Source organism: Saccharopolyspora pogona (genome assembly GCF_014697215.1).
Lineage (GTDB): Bacteria > Actinomycetota > Actinomycetes > Mycobacteriales > Pseudonocardiaceae > Saccharopolyspora > Saccharopolyspora hattusasensis.
Genome location: NZ_CP031142.1, coordinates 9,049,441 through 9,066,388, shown reverse-complemented (window position 1 = coordinate 9,066,388; position 16,948 = coordinate 9,049,441). Strand labels below are relative to the sequence as shown.

At 69.0% G+C, this 16,948-nt stretch carries 17 protein-coding genes; 6 read left to right on the top strand and 11 right to left on the bottom strand.

Going from position 1 to position 16,948, the window contains the following annotated elements; translation table 11 throughout:
• The first annotated feature begins 214 nt into the window (after window positions 1-214).
• A complete protein-coding gene (locus tag DL519_RS42815) occupies window positions 215-475 on the top strand; it encodes a DUF899 family protein (RefSeq protein ID WP_190823459.1) in 261 nt (86 codons plus the stop codon).
• 184 nt (window positions 476-659) lie between these two features.
• On the opposite strand, the gene DL519_RS42810 is transcribed toward DL519_RS42815, so the two are convergent.
• Both DL519_RS42810 and DL519_RS42805 read right to left on the bottom strand, forming a co-directional pair.
• Window positions 660-1,271, bottom strand: a complete 612-nt coding sequence (locus DL519_RS42810) for an FMN reductase (RefSeq protein ID WP_190823458.1) — start codon at window positions 1,269-1,271, stop codon at window positions 660-662.
• Window positions 1,268-2,365 carry an LLM class flavin-dependent oxidoreductase gene (locus DL519_RS42805; RefSeq protein ID WP_190823457.1) on the bottom strand — a complete coding sequence of 366 codons (1,098 nt, stop codon included), beginning with the start codon at window positions 2,363-2,365 and terminating at the stop codon, window positions 1,268-1,270. Before DL519_RS42805 ends, DL519_RS42810 begins: the two co-directional genes overlap by 4 nt.
• A gap of 431 nt (window positions 2,366-2,796) precedes the next feature.
• Here DL519_RS42805 and recQ point away from each other — a divergent pair, with 431 nt between their 5' ends.
• Window positions 2,797-4,650: a DNA helicase RecQ gene (gene recQ / locus DL519_RS42800; protein WP_190823456.1), complete on the top strand. Its 1,854-nt coding sequence runs from the start codon at window positions 2,797-2,799 to the stop codon at window positions 4,648-4,650.
• 413 nt (window positions 4,651-5,063) lie between these two features.
• On the opposite strand, the gene DL519_RS42795 is transcribed toward recQ, so the two are convergent.
• Together DL519_RS42795 and DL519_RS42790 are read right to left on the bottom strand one after the other, a co-directional pair.
• Complete coding sequence (locus tag DL519_RS42795) at window positions 5,064-5,564, bottom strand: XdhC family protein (protein WP_190823455.1); 501 nt, start codon at window positions 5,562-5,564, stop codon at window positions 5,064-5,066.
• Between the two features lie 61 nt (window positions 5,565-5,625).
• Window positions 5,626-6,255, bottom strand: coding sequence for a class I SAM-dependent methyltransferase (locus tag DL519_RS42790; protein ID WP_190823454.1), 630 nt, complete (start codon window positions 6,253-6,255; stop codon window positions 5,626-5,628).
• A gap of 282 nt (window positions 6,256-6,537) precedes the next feature.
• Here DL519_RS42790 and DL519_RS42785 point away from each other — a divergent pair, with 282 nt between their 5' ends.
• Window positions 6,538-7,629: an IS630 family transposase gene (locus DL519_RS42785; protein ID WP_190812759.1), complete on the top strand. Its 1,092-nt coding sequence runs from the start codon at window positions 6,538-6,540 to the stop codon at window positions 7,627-7,629.
• Window positions 7,630-7,895: 266 nt separating this feature from the next.
• On the opposite strand, the gene DL519_RS42780 is transcribed toward DL519_RS42785, so the two are convergent.
• Genes DL519_RS42780 through DL519_RS42765 form a run of 4 tightly spaced genes read right to left on the bottom strand, consistent with a single transcriptional unit; the run spans window position 7,896 to window position 11,568 of the window.
• A complete protein-coding gene (locus DL519_RS42780) occupies window positions 7,896-8,159 on the bottom strand; it encodes a hypothetical protein (protein WP_190823453.1) in 264 nt (87 codons plus the stop codon).
• A gap of 11 nt (window positions 8,160-8,170) precedes the next feature.
• Window positions 8,171-9,514, bottom strand: coding sequence for a TRAP transporter large permease subunit (locus DL519_RS42775; protein WP_223840129.1), 1,344 nt, complete (start codon window positions 9,512-9,514; stop codon window positions 8,171-8,173).
• Window positions 9,515-9,553: 39 nt separating this feature from the next.
• On the bottom strand, window positions 9,554-10,384 hold the full coding sequence (locus DL519_RS42770; RefSeq protein WP_190823452.1) for an HpcH/HpaI aldolase/citrate lyase family protein: 831 nt from the start codon (window positions 10,382-10,384) through the stop codon (window positions 9,554-9,556).
• Window positions 10,381-11,568 carry a CaiB/BaiF CoA transferase family protein gene (locus DL519_RS42765; RefSeq protein ID WP_190823451.1) on the bottom strand — a complete coding sequence of 396 codons (1,188 nt, stop codon included), beginning with the start codon at window positions 11,566-11,568 and terminating at the stop codon, window positions 10,381-10,383. Before DL519_RS42765 ends, DL519_RS42770 begins: the two co-directional genes overlap by 4 nt.
• A gap of 108 nt (window positions 11,569-11,676) precedes the next feature.
• On the opposite strand from DL519_RS42765, the gene DL519_RS49280 reads away from it, so the two are divergent.
• Window positions 11,677-12,342, top strand: coding sequence for a GntR family transcriptional regulator (locus DL519_RS49280; protein ID WP_263399780.1), 666 nt, complete (start codon window positions 11,677-11,679; stop codon window positions 12,340-12,342).
• A 131-nt stretch (window positions 12,343-12,473) separates the two neighbouring features.
• On the opposite strand, the gene DL519_RS42755 is transcribed toward DL519_RS49280, so the two are convergent.
• Both DL519_RS42755 and DL519_RS42750 read right to left on the bottom strand, forming a co-directional pair.
• Window positions 12,474-12,707 carry an MFS transporter gene (locus tag DL519_RS42755; protein ID WP_223840128.1) on the bottom strand — a complete coding sequence of 78 codons (234 nt, stop codon included), beginning with the start codon at window positions 12,705-12,707 and terminating at the stop codon, window positions 12,474-12,476.
• 180 nt (window positions 12,708-12,887) lie between these two features.
• Window positions 12,888-13,319, bottom strand: coding sequence for an SRPBCC domain-containing protein (locus DL519_RS42750; RefSeq protein ID WP_190823449.1), 432 nt, complete (start codon window positions 13,317-13,319; stop codon window positions 12,888-12,890).
• Between the two features lie 199 nt (window positions 13,320-13,518).
• Between DL519_RS42750 and DL519_RS42745 the strand changes: the two genes are divergently transcribed.
• Both DL519_RS42745 and DL519_RS42740 read left to right on the top strand, forming a co-directional pair.
• On the top strand, window positions 13,519-16,008 hold the full coding sequence (locus DL519_RS42745; protein ID WP_190823448.1) for an ATP-dependent Clp protease ATP-binding subunit: 2,490 nt from the start codon (window positions 13,519-13,521) through the stop codon (window positions 16,006-16,008).
• 97 nt (window positions 16,009-16,105) lie between these two features.
• Complete coding sequence (locus DL519_RS42740; protein WP_190823447.1) at window positions 16,106-16,456, top strand: gamma-glutamylcyclotransferase family protein; 351 nt, start codon at window positions 16,106-16,108, stop codon at window positions 16,454-16,456.
• A gap of 55 nt (window positions 16,457-16,511) precedes the next feature.
• On the opposite strand, the gene DL519_RS42735 is transcribed toward DL519_RS42740, so the two are convergent.
• A complete protein-coding gene (locus tag DL519_RS42735; RefSeq protein WP_190823446.1) occupies window positions 16,512-16,868 on the bottom strand; it encodes an arsenate reductase family protein in 357 nt (118 codons plus the stop codon).
• Window positions 16,869-16,948 lie beyond the last annotated feature (80 nt).

Below are 16,948 nucleotides of genomic sequence, written 5' to 3'. Positions count from 1 at the left end.
TGCCAGCCGAGTTGGCAGCAAGGCGCCCTTCGCGCCGGGGAGATCAGTTCTGGTTTCGGGAAAGGCGTTGTTCGAAGGGGATCGGTAACCTGGTTCCGCTCGCCCATCCCGCCGCCTCGGCTCCTCGGCTCCTCGGCTCCTCGGCGACGAGTTCCGCTCGTCCGGCTGGTCACTCCTTTCGAGGGCCGCCGATGTGTGCCCCGAACAGGGGTGGGTGAACCGATGGAAGCGAACAGGACGTACCCGTTGCCAGAGATCGTCGACCGGGGCCACCTGGCGGGCGGAGATCGACCGGCTGGTGGCGCGGGAGAAGGCGCACACCCGCGAAGGTGACGCGATCGCGGCCGCCCGGCGGCGACTGCCGACCAGCCGCGGCGTCGAGGCCGACGTCACGTTCTACCACCTGCTCGATCTCACCCCGTACGGCCGGCAGGAGACCTGGGAGGACTCGCCGGCCGGCTGGGCGCAGCCCTAGGCCACCACCGGCGAGCAGTTCCAGACGGACGGCCGACCCACGGCGCAGTGGTCGAGGCTCGCCGCGGGCCGGTCCGACGACCCCTCCAGCTCTAGTGGTCGGGTCACTGGTCACGGCGGCGCGAGGGACACGCTGAAACAGGTGACGTCGCTCGCCCCGCCGCTATCAGGCCTTGCGTGGGGATTCAGTTCTGGGTCTGGGACAGGAGCTGCTCGAAGGGGATCGGTTCGTCGAAGGCATCGGGCCGGGGTGGGGCCGGGCGGCGTTCGACGAGGGCCGCGAACTCGCCCGCCGCGCGGTCGATCCGGTCGGCCAGGGCCGCGCCGTCGCCCGACGAACCCCAGTCCTCCGACGCCGCGTACACCGCCGTCGGCACCACGACCGCCCGCAGGTAGCTGAACATCGGGCGCATCGCGTGCTCCAGCGCCAGCGAGTGGCGCGGCGACCCGCCGGTGGCGCCGATCAGCACCGGCTTGCCCAATAGTGATTCGTTGTCCACCACGTCGAAGAACGACTTGAACAGCCCACTGTAGGACGCCTGGAAGATCGGCGTCACCGCGATCAGCCCATCGGCCGCGGCCACCTGGTCGAGCACCTTCCGCAGCTCACCGCCGGGGAAGCCGGTGACCAGGTTGTTCGCCACGTCCTTGGCGTGGTCGCGCAGCTCCACGACCTCGATCTGCGGCGGCTCGGCCAGCGCGCGGCCGGTCGCTGCGGCCAGCCGGTCGGCCAGCAGCCGGGTCGACGACGGCTGGCTCAGGCCCGCCGAGACCACCACCAGGTTCCGCTCGCTCATTTCGCTGCCTCCGCCTTCTTCGCTTCCTTCGCGGCCAGCAGCGACGCGTGCGTCGGGGCGTCCGGCACGTGCGCGGGCCGCAGCGACTCGAATTCCTTGCGCAGCACCGGAACGACCTCCTCGCCGAGCAGGTCGAGCTGTTCCAGAACGGTCTTCAGCGGCAGCCCCGCGTGGTCCATCAGGAACAGCTGGCGCTGGTAGTCGCCGACGTACTCGCGGAAGCCCAGCGTCCGGTCGATGACCTCCTGCGGGCTGCCCACCGTCAGCGGCGTCTGCTCGGTGAACTCCTCCAGCGACGGCCCGCCGCCGTACACCGGCGCGTGGTCGAAGTACGGCCGGAACTCGCGGACCGCGTCCTGGGAGTTCTTGCGCATGAACACCTGGCCGCCGAGGCCGACGATCGCCTGGTCCGCCGAGCCGTGCCCGTAGTGCTCGAACCGCCGCCGGTACAGCCCGACCATCCGCTGGGTGTGCTCCTTGGGCCAGAAGATGTTGTTGTGGAAGAAGCCGTCGCCGTAGTAGGCGGCCTGCTCGGCGATCTCCGGGCTGCGGATGGAGCCGTGCCAGACGAACGGCGGCACGCCGTCCAGCGGCCGCGGGGTCGAGGTGAACGACTGCAGCGGGGTGCGGAACTTGCCCTCCCAGTCGACCACGTCTTCGCGCCACAGCTGGTGCAGCAGGTGGTAGTTCTCGATGGCCAGCGGGATGCCCTGGCGGATGTCTTGACCGAACCACGGGTACACCGGCCCGGTGTTGCCGCGGCCCATCATCAGGTCGACCCGGCCGTCGGCCAGATGCTGCAGCATCGCGAAGTCCTCGGCGATCTTGACCGGGTCGTTCGTGGTGATCAGCGTGGTCGAGGTGGACAGGATCAGCCGCTCGGTGCGGGCCGCGACGTAGCCGAGCATGGTCGTCGGCGAGGACGGCACGAAAGGCGTGTTGTGGTGCTCGCCGGTGGCGAAGACGTCAAGCCCGATCTCCTCCGCCTTGAGCGCGATCCGCACCATGGCCTTGATCCGCTCGGCCTCGGAGGGCGTGCGGCCGGTGGTCGGGTCGGTGGTGACGTCACCGATCGTGAAGATCCCGAACTGCATGTGAACTCCCTCGCTGGCCAGATCCCGCCCATTTTAATACGAGATTCAATTACTTCCACGAACGATTCTGCCCTGCGAGTTATTCCCGTGCGTGCCCTACCGCCCCCGACTGGACGTACGTCACACCAAATCCCAGCGCTCGCACCGACACACCGACGCATGTCGGGCCCGCCGGGGCCCGCTTCCAGTCCGGGGTGCTGCTACAACCTGCCTTGGCTTCGTCTTTGAAGCGGCGCGGCCGCTTAGCCCACCCGAGCAACTCGCACCGCCGCGGGTTCTCAGACTGTGCCCACCCCGTCGGGGCTCTTGGCGAGGCCAGCCCCCGATGCCGCGTATTGGACATGCACAAATCGGGGATCCTGGAGACCAGACGGCGTCTGAGGTTCCGCCACGCAGCGTCACGCAAAACGAGTTCGGAGACAGGATCTAAGATGCGAGCCGTGGCTTCCCCCGATCTTGAGGTGACTGACGCCCATCAGGTTCTGCAAAGGGTGTTCGGCTACGACTCCTTCCGCGGCTCCCAGCAGGAGATCGTGGATCACGTCATCGGTGGTGGCGATGCTCTCGTGCTGATGCCCACCGGCGGTGGCAAGTCGCTGTGCTACCAGATCCCGTCGCTGGTGCGCCCCGGTGTGGGCGTCGTCGTCTCGCCGCTGATCGCGCTGATGCAGGACCAGGTCGACGCGCTCAACGAGCTCGGCGTGCGGGCCGGCTTCCTCAACTCCACCCAGACCTACGAGCAGCGCCGGCAGACCGAGGACGCCTTCGTCTCCGGCGACCTCGACCTGCTCTACCTGGCGCCCGAGCGCCTGCGGCTGGACTCGACGCTGGACCTGCTCGACCGCGGCAAGGTTTCGGTGTTCGCCATCGACGAAGCCCACTGCGTCGCGCAGTGGGGCCACGACTTCCGCCCCGACTACCTGGCGCTTTCGGTGCTGCACGAGCGCTGGCCGTCGATCCCCCGCATCGCGCTGACCGCCACGGCCACCCAGGCGACCCGCAAGGAGATCACCACCCGCCTGGAGCTGACCGGGTCCCGGCACTTCGTCGCCGACTTCGACCGGCCGAACATCCAGTACCGGATCGTGCCGAAGAACGACCCGAAGAAGCAGCTGCTGCAACTGCTGCGCACCGAGCACGCCGGCGAGGCGGGCATCGTCTACCGGCTCTCCCGCGCCGAGGTGGAGCGGACCGCGGAGTTCCTGGTGGCCAACGGGATCAACGCGCTGCCCTACCATGCGGGCCTGGACAAGGAGGTCCGCGCCGCCCACCAGGCCCGGTTCCTGCGCGAGGACGGCCTGGTCATGGTCGCCACCATCGCCTTCGGCATGGGCATCGACAAGCCCGACGTGCGCTTTGTCGCGCACCTCGACCTGCCCAAGTCGGTCGAGGGCTACTACCAGGAGACCGGCCGCGCGGGCCGCGACGGGCTGCCCTCGACCGCCTGGATGGCCTACGGCCTCCAAGACGTGGTGCAGCAGCGCAAGCTGATCGAGCTCTCCGAGGGCGAGGACGCACACCGCCGCACGTTGTCGCGGCACCTGGACGCGATGCTGGCCCTGTGCGAGACCGTCGAATGCCGCCGCACACAGCTGCTCGCGTACTTCGGCCAGGACGCTCCAGATGCCTGCCGCAACTGCGACACGTGCTTGGCTCCGCCGGAGTCGTGGGACGGGACGGTCGCGGCGCAGAAGCTGCTGTCGACCGTGGTTCGCCTGGACCGCGAACGCAACCAGAAGTTCGGTGCCGGCCAGATCATCGACATCCTGCGTGGCAAGAAGACCGCCAAGGTCGAGCAGTTCCGGCACGATTCGCTGAGCGTGTTCGGCATCGGCGTCGACCTGAGCGACAACGAGTGGCGCGGCGTGATCCGCCAGCTCCTGGCCCAGCGCCTGCTGTCGGTGGAAGGCGACTACGGCACGCTGATGCTCACCGGATCCAGCGGCGAGGTGCTGCGCCGTGACGACCCGCGCAAGGTCATGTTGCGCACCGAACCCAAGCGCGTCGCCGCCCCGGCCACCAAGTCCAAGGCGCCCAAGCAGGCCGCGCAGGACATGCCGCCGGAGGCGGAGCCGGTCTTCCAGCGGCTGCGGGCCTGGCGCGCGGCAACCGCCCGTGAGGAGAACAAGGCGCCGTTCATCATCTTCCACGACTCCACCCTCCGGCAGATCGCCGCGTCGCAACCGTCCACCCTGGACGAACTGGGCGACATCAACGGCGTGGGCGAGCAGAAGCTCGCCAAGTACGGGCAGGCCGTGCTCGATACCCTCGCCGCCGAGGAGTGATCCTCAATTGTCCCTCGGGAGTGCTTTGGGCTCCTATGACGGCCTGCTATAGCACCGAAAAGTGCTCACGAGGCTCGTGACGCTGCCCCGACCTGGCCCGCGCCGGGCCCGGAGGACGTTCTTCTGGAGCTTGCCCGTGGACATCTCAGGGGGACCTTGCGCAGGCAGTGATGCACCGCCCCGGCCGCCGTCACCGCCCGCGGGAAGCACCAGCCGTTGGTGTGGAACATCGGCAACGTCCACAGTTGACCGACCTCCTCACCGGGGTGAGCTTATCCACGGGTACTAACAGGCTCTCATCTATGTCATCAACAGAGATTCACTGTTGTGTGCTCCGGGGTTAGCTGCCGGACCATCCACGGCGTAGGGCGCCCGGAGCATAACCACGTCGCCCCGGGAAAAGCGAGAGTCGCTCAGAAGGCGAAGCCGCCGGGCTTGCCGTTGCGGTCGGCCAGCAGGCCCGCGAGGGTCGCGACGGCGATCTCAGGTGGAGTGCGGGAGCCGATGTTCAGACCGATCGGCCGGTGCACCCGCTCGATCTCGGCAGCCGGGACGCCGAGCTCCTGGAGCGCGGCCACGTGCGGTCCGACGTGGCGCGGGTTGCCCATGATGCCCACCCAGCGGACGTCGCGCTTCAGCACGTCCCGCAGCACCGGACCGAGTTCCGGGCGGTGGTGGTCGGTGACCACCACGTCCGCGTCGGCCCCCAGGTCCGGCACCGCCGAAACCGCGTCGAGCCCGGCCGCGCGCTCGGCGTCCGGTTCGACCAGCACCGTCCGGAAGCCGAGTTCCCGGCCGTAGCGCAGCAAGAATTCCGCCACCGGCGAGGCGAAAACCGCCACCAGCGCGCGGCCACCGGCGGCTTGGTCCAGAACTTCACCGTGCGCCACCGCGCACGCAGAATCCTCGGTCATCCACCCAGTGTGCCAGCCGCACACGGCCGGGACCACACCCCAAGATGGTCCGATGTGGACATCAGAGCCGGGTGACGGTGGCCAGCCAGGCTGGCAGGTCGACGTGCGCGCCGTCCTCGACCTCTAACGCTTCCGCCCGCTCACCCCGCGCGACCCCCCGGTAGGTGGTCAGCCGGATCTCCTCCAGCCGCCACCCCTCGCCGCCGAAGGCGTCGCGGAGCACCGCTTCGGGGATACGCGGCCCGAAACCGGGTTCGACGTCGGCCAGCGCCAGGACGTGCACGGTCGCGCCGGGTCGGCACACGCCGTGCAGGCTGCGCACGTACTTCTCCCGGTCTTCCGGCCCGAAAACGTGGAACAGCGCGCTGTCCACGACGGTGTCGTACGGCCCTCCGGTCAGCTGCAGCGCATCGGCGACCTCGAAGCGGGCGTCGACAAGCTGGTCGGCGGCGTTGGCCCGGGCCTTCTCGATCGCCGGGGTCGAGAAATCCACGCCCCGCACGTCGTAGCCCAGCTTTGCCAGCAGGGTCGTGTGCTCACCGGCACCGCAGCCAGGGTCGAGCACGGCGCCACTGATGCCGCCGGCCTTCTCCAACTCGACGATCGCCGGCTGCGGCTCGCCGATCACCCAAGGAGCGGTGTTCTCCTCGTAGGCGGCGTCGAACACCGAGCGGTCCACCGAAATCTCCATACCCGTACCCCTTCAAGACTGCCTGATCTGCCGACGACAGCTTGAAACTTCGAGCTAACTGGAAGTCAAGCACCCATCGCGGCCCCCGTGGTGGGCGATAAGCGCACAGACAATATGCGCGGAGTCAACGACCTCGCCGCCCGGTACGGCATCTGACGGTGCTACTGGGCGCACTACCGGGGGGCCCAGCGCTGATGCCGCGCTAGACGAGGTGAACGGACCGTTCACCTCGTCTAGTGTCCTGCACCGGAAATTCATGGTCGAAATGGCTATACTGCGGGAATGGCGAGGACTGGGCGGCCGAAGGCTGAGTTGGTGCTGACCGACGATGAGCGTTCGACGTTGCAGCGTTGGGCTCGGCGGGCGAAGAGTTCGCAGGCTTTGGCGTTGCGGTGTCGGATTGTGCTGGCATGCGCCGATGGTTTGTCCAATGTGGATGTCGCCGAGAAGTTGCGGGTGTCGCGGCCGACGGTGGGCAAGTGGCGGTCGCGGTTTGTCCAGCGACGACTGAAGGGGTTGGTCGACGAGGATCGCCCAGGCGCGCCGCGGAAGATCACCGACGAACAGGTGGAGAAGGTGGTCGTCTCGACGTTGGAAGAGAAACCGAACAACGCGACGCATTGGTCGCGTACATCGATGGCGAAGCGTTCCGGGCTGAGTAAATCGACCGTGGGACGGATCTGGAAAGCGTTCAACCTTAAACCCCACTTGGCCGACACATTCAAGCTCTCTACCGATCCGCAGTTCATCGAGAAGGTCCGTAACGTCGTCGGCCTGTATATGAACCCGCCCGAGAACGCAGTGGTTCTGTGCACCGATGAGAAATCCCAGGTGCAAGCGCTGGAGAGGTCCCAGCCGGTGTTGCCGATGATGCCCGGCATGCCCGAGCGGCGCACCCACGACTACGTCCGTCACGGCGTCACCAGCCTGTTCGCCGCCTTCGACATCGCCACCGGCAAGGTCATCTCCTCGCTGCACCGCCGGCACCGCTCGGTCGAGTTCCGCAAATTTCTCACCAAGATCGACAAAACCGTACCGGCGGAGTTAGGCGTCCATGTCATTTGTGACAACTACGCCACCCACAAAACCGAGATCATCCAGAAATGGCTAGCGAAGCATCCCCGATTCCAAATCCACTTCATCCCGACCGGATCGTCCTGGATCAACCAGGTCGAACGCTGGTTCGGCGAATTGACCACCAAACTCCTGCAACGCGGCGTGCACACCAGCGTCCAGGCACTCGAGGCCGATATCCGCAACTGGATCGACGAGTGGAACAACGATCCCCGGCCGTTCATCTGGACGAAGAGCGCTGACGAGATCTTGGAGTCACTCCGATCATATTGTCAACGAATCTCCGGCGCAGGACACTAGGAGCCTGTTGCAAAATTACGCCCACCACGGACCGTGATCGATCGATCACGGCTGAGATGGCCACTGGCGGACAAACGGCGGCGATCGAGACTGATTTGGTACTTCGGTTCAGCCGTTTTCGCCGAAAACGCAACAGGCTCCTAGCGAAGCGAACAGTCCGTTCGCTTCAAACCAACAACGCAAGACCCACACCGAACGAATGGAGCGAACGGACCATTTACCTCACCTAACGAAGCCAGCAGTCCGTTCGCTTCAGGCCAGGCAGTTCAGTCTTCCCCCGCGTTCTGCCACTTGAAGAGGTAGGACATGGCGAAGCCGAGCAAGCCGGTGACTCCGGCGGCGACGGTCATCGCCTTCCCGAGGCTGTCCACGACGCCCGAGACGAGCCCGGCGTTCGCCGTGACCACGCCGACGGCCTGCGCGCCGACGACGATGACGCCCAGCAGCAGGAAGACCGCTAAGCCGAGCTTGAACAGCGGCATGGTGATCCGGCGGGCCAGGTTCCCGGCGGACGAGGTGTCGGAGGACATGGGGCACCTTCCTAGACGAACAGCGGCAGCACGCCGGTGGCGATGAGGACGCCGATGACCAACGTCGGGATCACGAACCAGAGGATCAGGCGGACGAACGTGCGCGCCGGGTCGACGCCGGCGATGCCGCTGGCGATATAGATCGGCGCCGCGCCCGGTGGCGAGGCGCCCTCGGTCGAGGCGAAGATCAGGATCACCGTCGCCGCCACGGCCGGGGCGACGCCAGCACCGGTCAGGGCGCTGAACGCGACCCCGCCGACCGCGGCGATCGTGGCCGTGCCGGTCAGCGGCGCGGCGATGATCACGATCAGCACGCCGACCAGCGAGGCGATCACCCACACCGGCGCGTCGATGCCGTTCATGATCGCGGTGAGCTGGTCCACCAGGCCGAGTTCGCCGAGGCTGCCCGCGGCGGCGAAGGCGAAGAACAGCGTCGCGCCGATGACCGCGTAGCGCGGCGCCATGTCGCCGAGCACCTCGTTCCAGCCGCGCGCCGTGCGCGGCAGGCGTTTCCAGCCGACCAGCAGCGTCGCGACGATGGTTAGCACCGGGATCCAGACCACGATGCTGATGTCGTCGGCCGCCTCGCCGAGCTGCGACTCCAGGAACTCCGCGCCGATGTCCAGCGTCATCAGCACCGGGATCGCGATGCCGAGGTAGACCAGCAGCGAGCCGGCCCCCTGGCGCAGCGCGACGCGGAACGGCGTGATGTCCGCCGCGTCCATGGCCTGGACACGGAATCGGCGCACCCAGATGAACACCACCACGAAGCGGTGCAGCACCGTCCACAGGCCGCCGACGAAGGCCGCCACGATCAGCTGGTCCGCGGTGAGGACCGGCGCCACGGCGGCCGAGCCCAGCAGCAAGAACATCGACGAGCTCGGCGGGATCGAGATGCCCAGCCCCGCGTTCCCGGCGACCAGGGAGGCGGCCAGGTCCGGCCGCCAGTTGGACCTGATCATCCAGGGGATGGTGACCGAGCCGACCGAGGCTGCGATGCCGGAACCCGACCCGGCCGGACCGCCGAGCAGCGCCGCGGTCGAGGTCGACACGTACGCGGAGCCGCCGCGCAGCCTGCCGAACACCGAGTTGAGCAGCGCGACCTGCCGGTCGATGAGGCCGAGCCGGGTCATCAGGTAGCCCATCAGGACGAACGCGAGCGCGGCGAAGACCACTTCCTCGGACATCGCCTCGTCGAGCCCGGCCCAGGCCAGGTCCAGCGCGTCGCGGCCGCCGAAGAGGCAGACCACCGCGAATCCTACGAGCATCGCCTCGCCGATGTTGCGCTTCAGCACGGCGTTCCAGACGACGATCACGCCGATGTAGCAGACGAGTGCCCAAATTGCTACGCCCACAACGAGATCTCCTTTGATCGTGGAGCGTTTCGGTTGGTGTTATGCGTTTTCCCCGGCCAGCGCGAGGACGCGGCGAGCCTTGGCGATGATGGGTGCGTCGACGAAGCGGCCGTCCGGCAGAACGAGCGCACCGACGCCGTCGAGTTCGGCCCGATCGGCGGCCTCGACCACCGCGCGGGCCCGGGACACCTCCGCCTCGGTGGGCCGGAATGCCTTGCGGATCAACGGGATCTGCGCCGGGTGGATGGCCGTTCGCCCGAACATGCCAAGGTCCCTCCCGCGTCGGCACGAGTCAAGCAGCCCCGCCTCGTCGCGGACGTTGGCGAACACCGACATCGGTACCGGCCCGATGCCCGCCGCAGCAGCGGCGACCACCGCCTGCAACCGCAACTGGTCCAGTGCGACCTCGCCGATGGACAGCTCGGCGGTGAGGTCCTGCTCCCCCAGCGCGATCCCGGCGATGCGCGGATGCGCGGCGATGTCGTGCACGTTCGCCAGGCCCCGCGCGGATTCCAGCAGCGCGAACGCGGGCATCGGCCGATCACCGAAGACCTCGTCGAGCGCGTCGAGATCGGCCGGCGACTCCACCTTCGGCAGCCGCACCGCGGCCAGGCCCGGTGCCTCGGCGAACGCCGCCAGGTCGTCCTGACCGCGCCGGGTCGCGAGCTCGTTGATCCGCACGTGCACCGCCGGTCCGCTGCGGGGCTCGGACAGGTAAGCCACGGCGTTGGCCCGCGCGCCGTCCTTCCGGCCGGCGTCGACGGCGTCTTCAAGATCGACGATCACCACGTCCGCGCCGCTGGCAGCCGCCTTGTCGAAGCGGTCCGGGCGGTCACCGGGCACGTACAACCAGCTGATCGGGTTGGTCATGCGACGACTCCCGCCCGGCGCAGTTCGTCGATTTCCGCTGCGGTGCAACCGGATTCGGCGAGCACCTCGTCGGTGTGCCGACCCAGCGGCGGGCCGGGCCAGCGCACCTCGCCCGGCGTGTCGGAGAGCCGGAACAGCACGTTCTGTACGGTCACGCTGCCGAGTTCCTCGTCCGGCACGTCGACGAAGGTGCCCAGCGCGGCGTACTGCGGGTCCTTCGCGATGTCGGCCACGTCGTAGATCGGCGCGATCGCCGCCTGCGCCTCGGTGAACGCCGCGATCACCTCGTCGGCGTCGCGTTCGGCGATCCAGCTCGCGACCACCTCGTCCAGTTCGTCGACGTGCGCCACCCGCCCGGCCCCGGTGGCGAACCAGGGTTCGGCGGCCAGTTCGGGCCGCCCCACCAGCGTCATGACCCGGTCTGCGATCGACTGGGCGCTGGTGGAGATCGCCAGCCAGCGACCGTCCCGGGTGCGGTAGGTGTTGCGCGGGGCGTTGCTGTTCGAACGGTTCCCGGTGCGCTGCGGGGTCACGCCGAGCGCCCGGTAGGCGGTCATCTGCGGGCCGAGCAGGCCCAGGATGGGCTCGATGATCGCCATGTCGATGACCTGACCGCGCCCGCTGTGCTCCCGGGCCTGGACCGCGACCATGATCGCGTACGCCATGGCCAGCCCCGCGATGCCGTCGGCCAGCGCCAGCGGCGGTAGCACCGGCGGGCCGTCGGGTTCGCCGTTGCTGGCGGCGAACCCGCTCATCGCCTCGGCGAGGGTTCCGAAGCCGGGTTGCCCGGCCATCGGACCGAACTGCCCGAAGCCGGTCATCCGGGCGACGATCAGCCGCGGGTTGATCTCCAGCAGGTCGGCCGGCGCCAGGTTCCAGCGCTCCAGCGTGCCGGGGCGGAAGTTCTCGATCAGCACGTCGGAGGACTCCACCAGCCGCCGCAGCACGGCCTGCCCCTCGGCCCGGGACAGGTCGACCGCGGCGGCGCGCTTGTTCCGCGAGAGGGTCTTCCACCAAAGCCCGACTCCGTCCTTGGACGCGCCGTGGCCGCGCGAGGGGTCGCCCCGCCGCGGATGCTCGATCTTGATCACGTCGGCGCCGAAGTCGCCGAGCAGCATCGCCGCGGACGGGCCGGCGAAGAGCGTGGCGGCGTCGATCACCCGAAGCCCGTTAAGACTCGTCATGCGAGATAACTTATAAGATGCAACTTGTAAGTCAATAGGTCGGCCGGTCCTCGGCTGCGCGGGGGATGCGGGATACTCGACGCAGATCGACTAGCCGAAGGACTGGGGATGTCAGGGCCGAACCGGCCGCCTATGAGCAAGGCGGACTACGTCTACAGCGTGCTGCTGCAGGAGATCCGCAGTGCGCAGATCCCCGGCGGCACCCAGTTGAAGGCCGCCCCGCTCGCCCAGCGGCTGGGCGTGTCGATCACCCCGGTCCGGGAGGCCCTGCGCCGCCTGGAGAACGACCGCCTGGTCAGCTACCAGAGCCACCACGGGGCAACCGTGATCGACCTCAGCGACGACGCGTTGTTCGAGTACTACAACGTCCGCGCCGTGGTCGAGGGTCTCGGCGCCCGGCTGGCCGCCGACCGGATCGGCCCGGAGCAGCTCGCCCGGCTCCGCGAACGGCACGAGTCGATGGTGCGCGATGCCGCCGACGGCAACCGGGACCGGCTCGGCGAGCAGAGCCAGGATCTGCACCTGGCGATCACCGACATCGGCGGACCGGCCTTCCTCAGCCAGCACGCCCGCGCGGTCCGCAACAGCTATCCGGTGCCGACCGACGCGTCTCTCTGGCTTGACGCGGAGCACGCCCAACGCCACCTGGACGCCCACGCCGAGCTCCTCGACGCGCTTGAAGCGGGCGACGGCGAGACAGCGGAGCGGATCATGATCGACCACGTCCGCGCCGCCGGCACCTACCGCGTCGGCCAGCGGAACTCGGAGCACTAGTGCCAGGCACCGGGACCACGATCTCCCGTGCTGATTCCGGCGACTTCGCCCGCGGCAGAGCCGCGACGAGCGCCGCGACCAGGGCGCACCAGGCCGAACCGGCGGTGAAGATGCCCGCCGATGAGGACGACCTACTTGCGGCCGAACCGGTCGCCCAGCGAGCCGCCGGTGAGCATGAACACCGACAGGCACAACGTGTAACCGTCGACGACCCACTGGGCGCCGCTCGCCGTCGCGCCCAGCCCCGCCTGGATCGCGGGCATTGCGACGTTGACGATGCTCATGTCGAGCAGCGCAGTCGTGAGTGCGAAAACCGGTAAGAGCCGGTTTTCGCACTCACGACACCTGACCTGTGGAAACGGCACCCAGCACGGCCGCACCGAAGTTCGAAGACAGGCACTCAGCTCGACTCAGACACCGCCTGGAGAACCTGCGGCGGTGCAAGTTCCGAGGGCCCGCTAAGCGGGCGCGCCGCTTAGAAAGCCCGCCCTACCACGCCTCGGACGACCACTTCTGAAACAGGCCCTGGGCAGGATCCCCGCCCCTCAAGCGTTCGCGCCCAAGAACTCGGCCAGCTGACCCAGGCCTGCCCGCCAACCCGGTTCGACCGCGATGGCGAAGTCGTGGTCGGCGACGATGTTGGTGAAGATCAACCGGCAGCCGTCCGGGCCGTCCGCCGCCAGCTCCCAGCGCAGGATCTCCGCGTCCCACGTGTACTCCAGCAGGTTCGGCGGATCGAACCGGGTGGTCCGCCCCTTCCCCGGAGACAGGTCGTGCCCCTCCTCCGGCACGAAGGCCAGCTCGGCGCCGGCGGCCAAGCCCAGGCGGCTGCGGTCGTAGTCGAGGATCTCCACGAACCACGCCCGCAGCTGCGCCGGATCGGCGCTCGCCCGCAACACCTTCTCCTGCGCGTGCGCGAGCCGGCGCTCGAACCGCAGCTCGTACCGGTCGACGAGCCGCCGCAGCTTGTCGTCCATCCCGCCCCCATCAGCACATATTCCGTTGAGAGAATATTTCCAGAGAACCATATTGATCGCGGCGGGATGCGACAAGTGGTGACGCGCACCACTTGTGGGACTGGATGGAATTACCTGGGTCCGACTGATGTTGGTTGATAGCACCAGACTCAAGTAGATGGCGGCGGAAGCCAGCAACACCGTCGCGAGGAGGTTAGGAATGGCGACGTTCTTCGGACCGGCCGGCGGCCCTTTCGACGAGTACTTCGCGCGCTTCTCCGGTGCCGACGACGCCGCCCCGGGCTCGCGCCGGATCGACATCACCCAGCTGATGACCGAGCAGGCTCAGCAGCTGCTGAGCGGCGCCGCGCGCTTCGCCCGGGACCGCGGGCAAACCGACCTGGACGCGCTGCACCTGCTGTGGTCGGCCGCGCACGAGACCCCGACCCGCGAGCAGTTGGCGCAGGTCGGCGTGGAAATAGACGCGTTCGCAGCGCAGGTCGAGGAGCACCTCCCGGCGGCCGGTGAGGCGGTCGGCGACCGGCCGGTGGCGTTGACGCTGGCGGCCCGGACGGCGCTCGCCGACGCACACCGGGTGGCCCGCGCGCTCGGCTCCACCTACATCGGCCCGCACCACGTCCTGCTGGCGATGTCGGCGAGCGCCGACTCGGAAACCGGGCGGCTGCTCAGCGCCGCCGGCGCCGGGCCCGAGGCGTTGCGCGCCGCGAGTCAGCATCCCCGCACCGAGCAAGACCAGCTGCGCGAGGACAGCAGCACCCCCACGCTCAACCAGTACGGCCGGGACCTCACCGCCCGCGCCCGCGACGGCGAGCTGGACCCGGTGATCGGTCGCGCCGACGAGATCGAGCAGACCGTCGAGATCCTGTCCCGGCGCACCAAGAACAACCCGGTGCTCATCGGCGAGGCAGGCGTCGGCAAGACCGCGATCGTCGAGGGCCTGGCCCAGCGCATCGCAGCCGGCGAGGTGCCTCGGGTGCTCTCCGGCAAGCGCGTGATCCAGCTGGACCTGTCCGGGATGCTGGCCGGCACCCGGTACCGCGGCGACTTCGAGGAGCGGATGACCAAGGTCATCGACGAGATCTCGGAGCACAGCGGTGAGCTGATCGTGTTCATCGACGAACTGCACACCGTCGTCGGTGCCGGCGGCGCCGAAGGCGCGATGGACGCGGGCAACATGCTCAAGCCCCGACTCGCCCGCGGCGAGCTGCACGTGGTCGGCGCGACGACGCTGGACGAGTACCGCAAGCACATCGAGAAGGACCCGGCCCTGGAGCGCCGCTTCCAGCCGGTCCAGGTGCCCGAGCCGAGCGTGCCGGACACCGTCTCGATCCTGCAGGGCCTGCGCGAGCACTACGAGGCGCACCACCAGGTCCGCTACACCGACGACGCGGTGCAGGCCGCGGCGCAGTTGTCCGACCAGTACATCAACGACCGGTTCCTGCCGGACAAGGCGATCGACCTGATCGACCAGGCCGGTGCGCGCAAGCGGCTGTCGGCGGTGGCGCCGGACGGCGCCGAGCTGCGCAGCCGGATCGAGCGGCTGGAGCAGGAGAAGGACGCGGCGGTCGCCGCGGAGGACTACGAGCGGGCTTCCGCGCTGCGCGACGAGATCAACGAGGCGCAGGGCGAGCTCGGCGGAGCCGGCGAGGCGGGGGTCCTGGAGGTGACCGCCGAGGACATCGCCGAGGTCGTCGCGCGGGCGACCGGGGTGCCGGTCAACCGCCTGACCGCCGCCGAGAAGGTCCGGCTGCAAGGGCTGGAGCAGGAACTGCACCGGCGCGTGGTCGGCCAGGACGACGCGGTGCGGGCGCTGGCCCGCGCGGTGCGGCGCTCGCGCAGCGGGCTGGGCGACCCCGATCGGCCGGTCGGCAGCTTCCTGTTCCTCGGCCCTACCGGCGTCGGCAAGACCGAGCTGGCCAAGGCGCTGGCCGAGTCGCTGTTCGGCGACGAGCAGCGGATGGTCCGGCTGGACATGAGCGAGTTCCAGGAGCGGCACACCGCCAGCCGGCTCGTCGGCGCGCCGCCCGGCTACGTCGGGCACGGCGAGGCCGGTGAGCTGACCGAGGCCGTGCGGCGGCACCCGTACTCGGTGATCCTGCTGGACGAGGTCGAGAAGGCACACCCGGACGTGTTCAACACGCTGCTGCAGGTGCTCGACGACGGCCGGTTGACCGATGGCCAGGGCCGCACCGTCGACTTCACCAACACGGTGCTGATCATGACGAGCAACCTCGGCTCGGAGGTCGTCTCCAGCGCCGGCGGGAAGATCGGCTTCACCGCTTCGGACGCCGACCCGGCGCTCGACGAGCGGATCATGCCGCGGCTGCGCGAGGCCTTCCGGCCGGAATTCCTCAACCGCATCAACGAGATCGTGGTCTTCAAGCGGCTCGACGGCGAGCAGCTGCACACGATCACCCGGATGCTGCTGGAGCAGACCGTGCGCCGGCTGCAGGCGATGGGCATCGGCGTCGAGTTCGACGCGGCGGCGGTGGCCTGGATCGCCGAGCGCGGCTACCGGCCCGAGTTCGGGGCCCGGCCGCTGCGGCGGGCGATCGAGCGGGAGGTCGGCGACCGGATCAGCGACCTGCTCCTGGACGGCGAACTGCCCGAGGGAGCCGAGCTGCGGGTGTCCGCGGCGGGCGGCGAGCTGACCTTCCAGGTCGGCGAACCGGCCGCGACGGCGGCCTGATCCGGCACCGCGACGGGGCGGACGCGACAAGCGCCCGCCCCGTTTTCCTTGCGGAAGAAGGGAAGCACCGTCGCGTCGCGGGGACGATCGGCGCATCATGGCGGGCGTGTCCGATCGCATCGCCGTCTACGGCACGCTCCAACACGGCGCGACCGCTTGGCAGTTGTTGGCACCGCTGGTCGTCGGACCGGCGGTGCCGACGTGGTTGCCCGGCGCGCTGTACGACACCGCCAACGGCTATCCCGCGCTGAAACTCGGCGAGGATTCCCGTGTGCCCGCACAGGTCTTCCGGCTGCACGATCCGGAACGCGCCTGGCCGGTGCTCGACGAGTACGAAGGACCGGAGTACGAGCGCCGCCGGATCGAACTCGACGGCGAGCCGTGCTGGGTCTACGCCTGGCGCGGCCCGGTCACCGGCATGAGCCCGCTCCCCCACGGCTGGCCGTAGCGAGAACCGACCGAATGCCCCGCGAGTTGGACAGTTTGCGGCAGCGCCAGGACGCTCAGGGCAGCACCGACTGCACGGCTTCCGGGGTCCGGGCGACGACCGTGGTGCCGTCGTCGGCCGTGATGATCGGGCGCTGGATGAGCGTCGGGTTCGCCACCAGCGCCTCGATCCACTGGTCCCGGGTCGACGGCTCCCGCGCCCAGGTCTTCAGGCCGAGCGCCTTCGCCACCGGCTCGGCCGTCCTGGCGATGTCCCACGGCTCCAGCCCGAGCCGTTCCAGCACCTCGGCCAGCTCCGCAGCCGTCGGCGGCTCGTCCAGGTACCGGCGCACGGTGTAGTCCACTCCCGCCTCGTCCAGCAGTGACACCGCCGAACGGCACTTCGAACACGCCGGATTGACCCAGATCTCCATCGGAAACTCCCCTGCCACGACGACTGCGGACACAGGCTAACCGCGCCGCCCGTCACACGTGCCGATGGTCCCTTCACAGC

Bases quoted from the DNA above. Each gene is read 5' to 3' on its own strand.
- DL519_RS42810 (WP_190823458.1), bottom strand. From the start codon at position 1,271: ATGAGCGAGCGGAACCTGGTGGTGGTCTCGGCGGGCCTGAGCCAGCCG.
- DL519_RS42805 (WP_190823457.1), bottom strand. From the start codon at position 2,365: ATGCAGTTCGGGATCTTCACGATCGGTGACGTCACCACCGACCCGACC.
- recQ (WP_190823456.1), top strand. From the start codon at position 2,797: ATGCGAGCCGTGGCTTCCCCCGATCTTGAGGTGACTGACGCCCATCAG.
- DL519_RS42795 (WP_190823455.1), bottom strand. From the start codon at position 5,564: ATGACCGAGGATTCTGCGTGCGCGGTGGCGCACGGTGAAGTTCTGGAC.
- DL519_RS42790 (WP_190823454.1), bottom strand. From the start codon at position 6,255: ATGGAGATTTCGGTGGACCGCTCGGTGTTCGACGCCGCCTACGAGGAG.
- DL519_RS42785 (WP_190812759.1), top strand. From the start codon at position 6,538: ATGGCGAGGACTGGGCGGCCGAAGGCTGAGTTGGTGCTGACCGACGAT.
- DL519_RS42780 (WP_190823453.1), bottom strand. From the start codon at position 8,159: ATGTCCTCCGACACCTCGTCCGCCGGGAACCTGGCCCGCCGGATCACC.
- DL519_RS42770 (WP_190823452.1), bottom strand. From the start codon at position 10,384: ATGACCAACCCGATCAGCTGGTTGTACGTGCCCGGTGACCGCCCGGAC.
- DL519_RS42765 (WP_190823451.1), bottom strand. From the start codon at position 11,568: ATGACGAGTCTTAACGGGCTTCGGGTGATCGACGCCGCCACGCTCTTC.
- DL519_RS49280 (WP_263399780.1), top strand. From the start codon at position 11,677: ATGTCAGGGCCGAACCGGCCGCCTATGAGCAAGGCGGACTACGTCTAC.
- DL519_RS42750 (WP_190823449.1), bottom strand. From the start codon at position 13,319: ATGGACGACAAGCTGCGGCGGCTCGTCGACCGGTACGAGCTGCGGTTC.
- DL519_RS42745 (WP_190823448.1), top strand. From the start codon at position 13,519: ATGGCGACGTTCTTCGGACCGGCCGGCGGCCCTTTCGACGAGTACTTC.
- DL519_RS42740 (WP_190823447.1), top strand. From the start codon at position 16,106: ATGGCGGGCGTGTCCGATCGCATCGCCGTCTACGGCACGCTCCAACAC.
- DL519_RS42735 (WP_190823446.1), bottom strand. From the start codon at position 16,868: ATGGAGATCTGGGTCAATCCGGCGTGTTCGAAGTGCCGTTCGGCGGTG.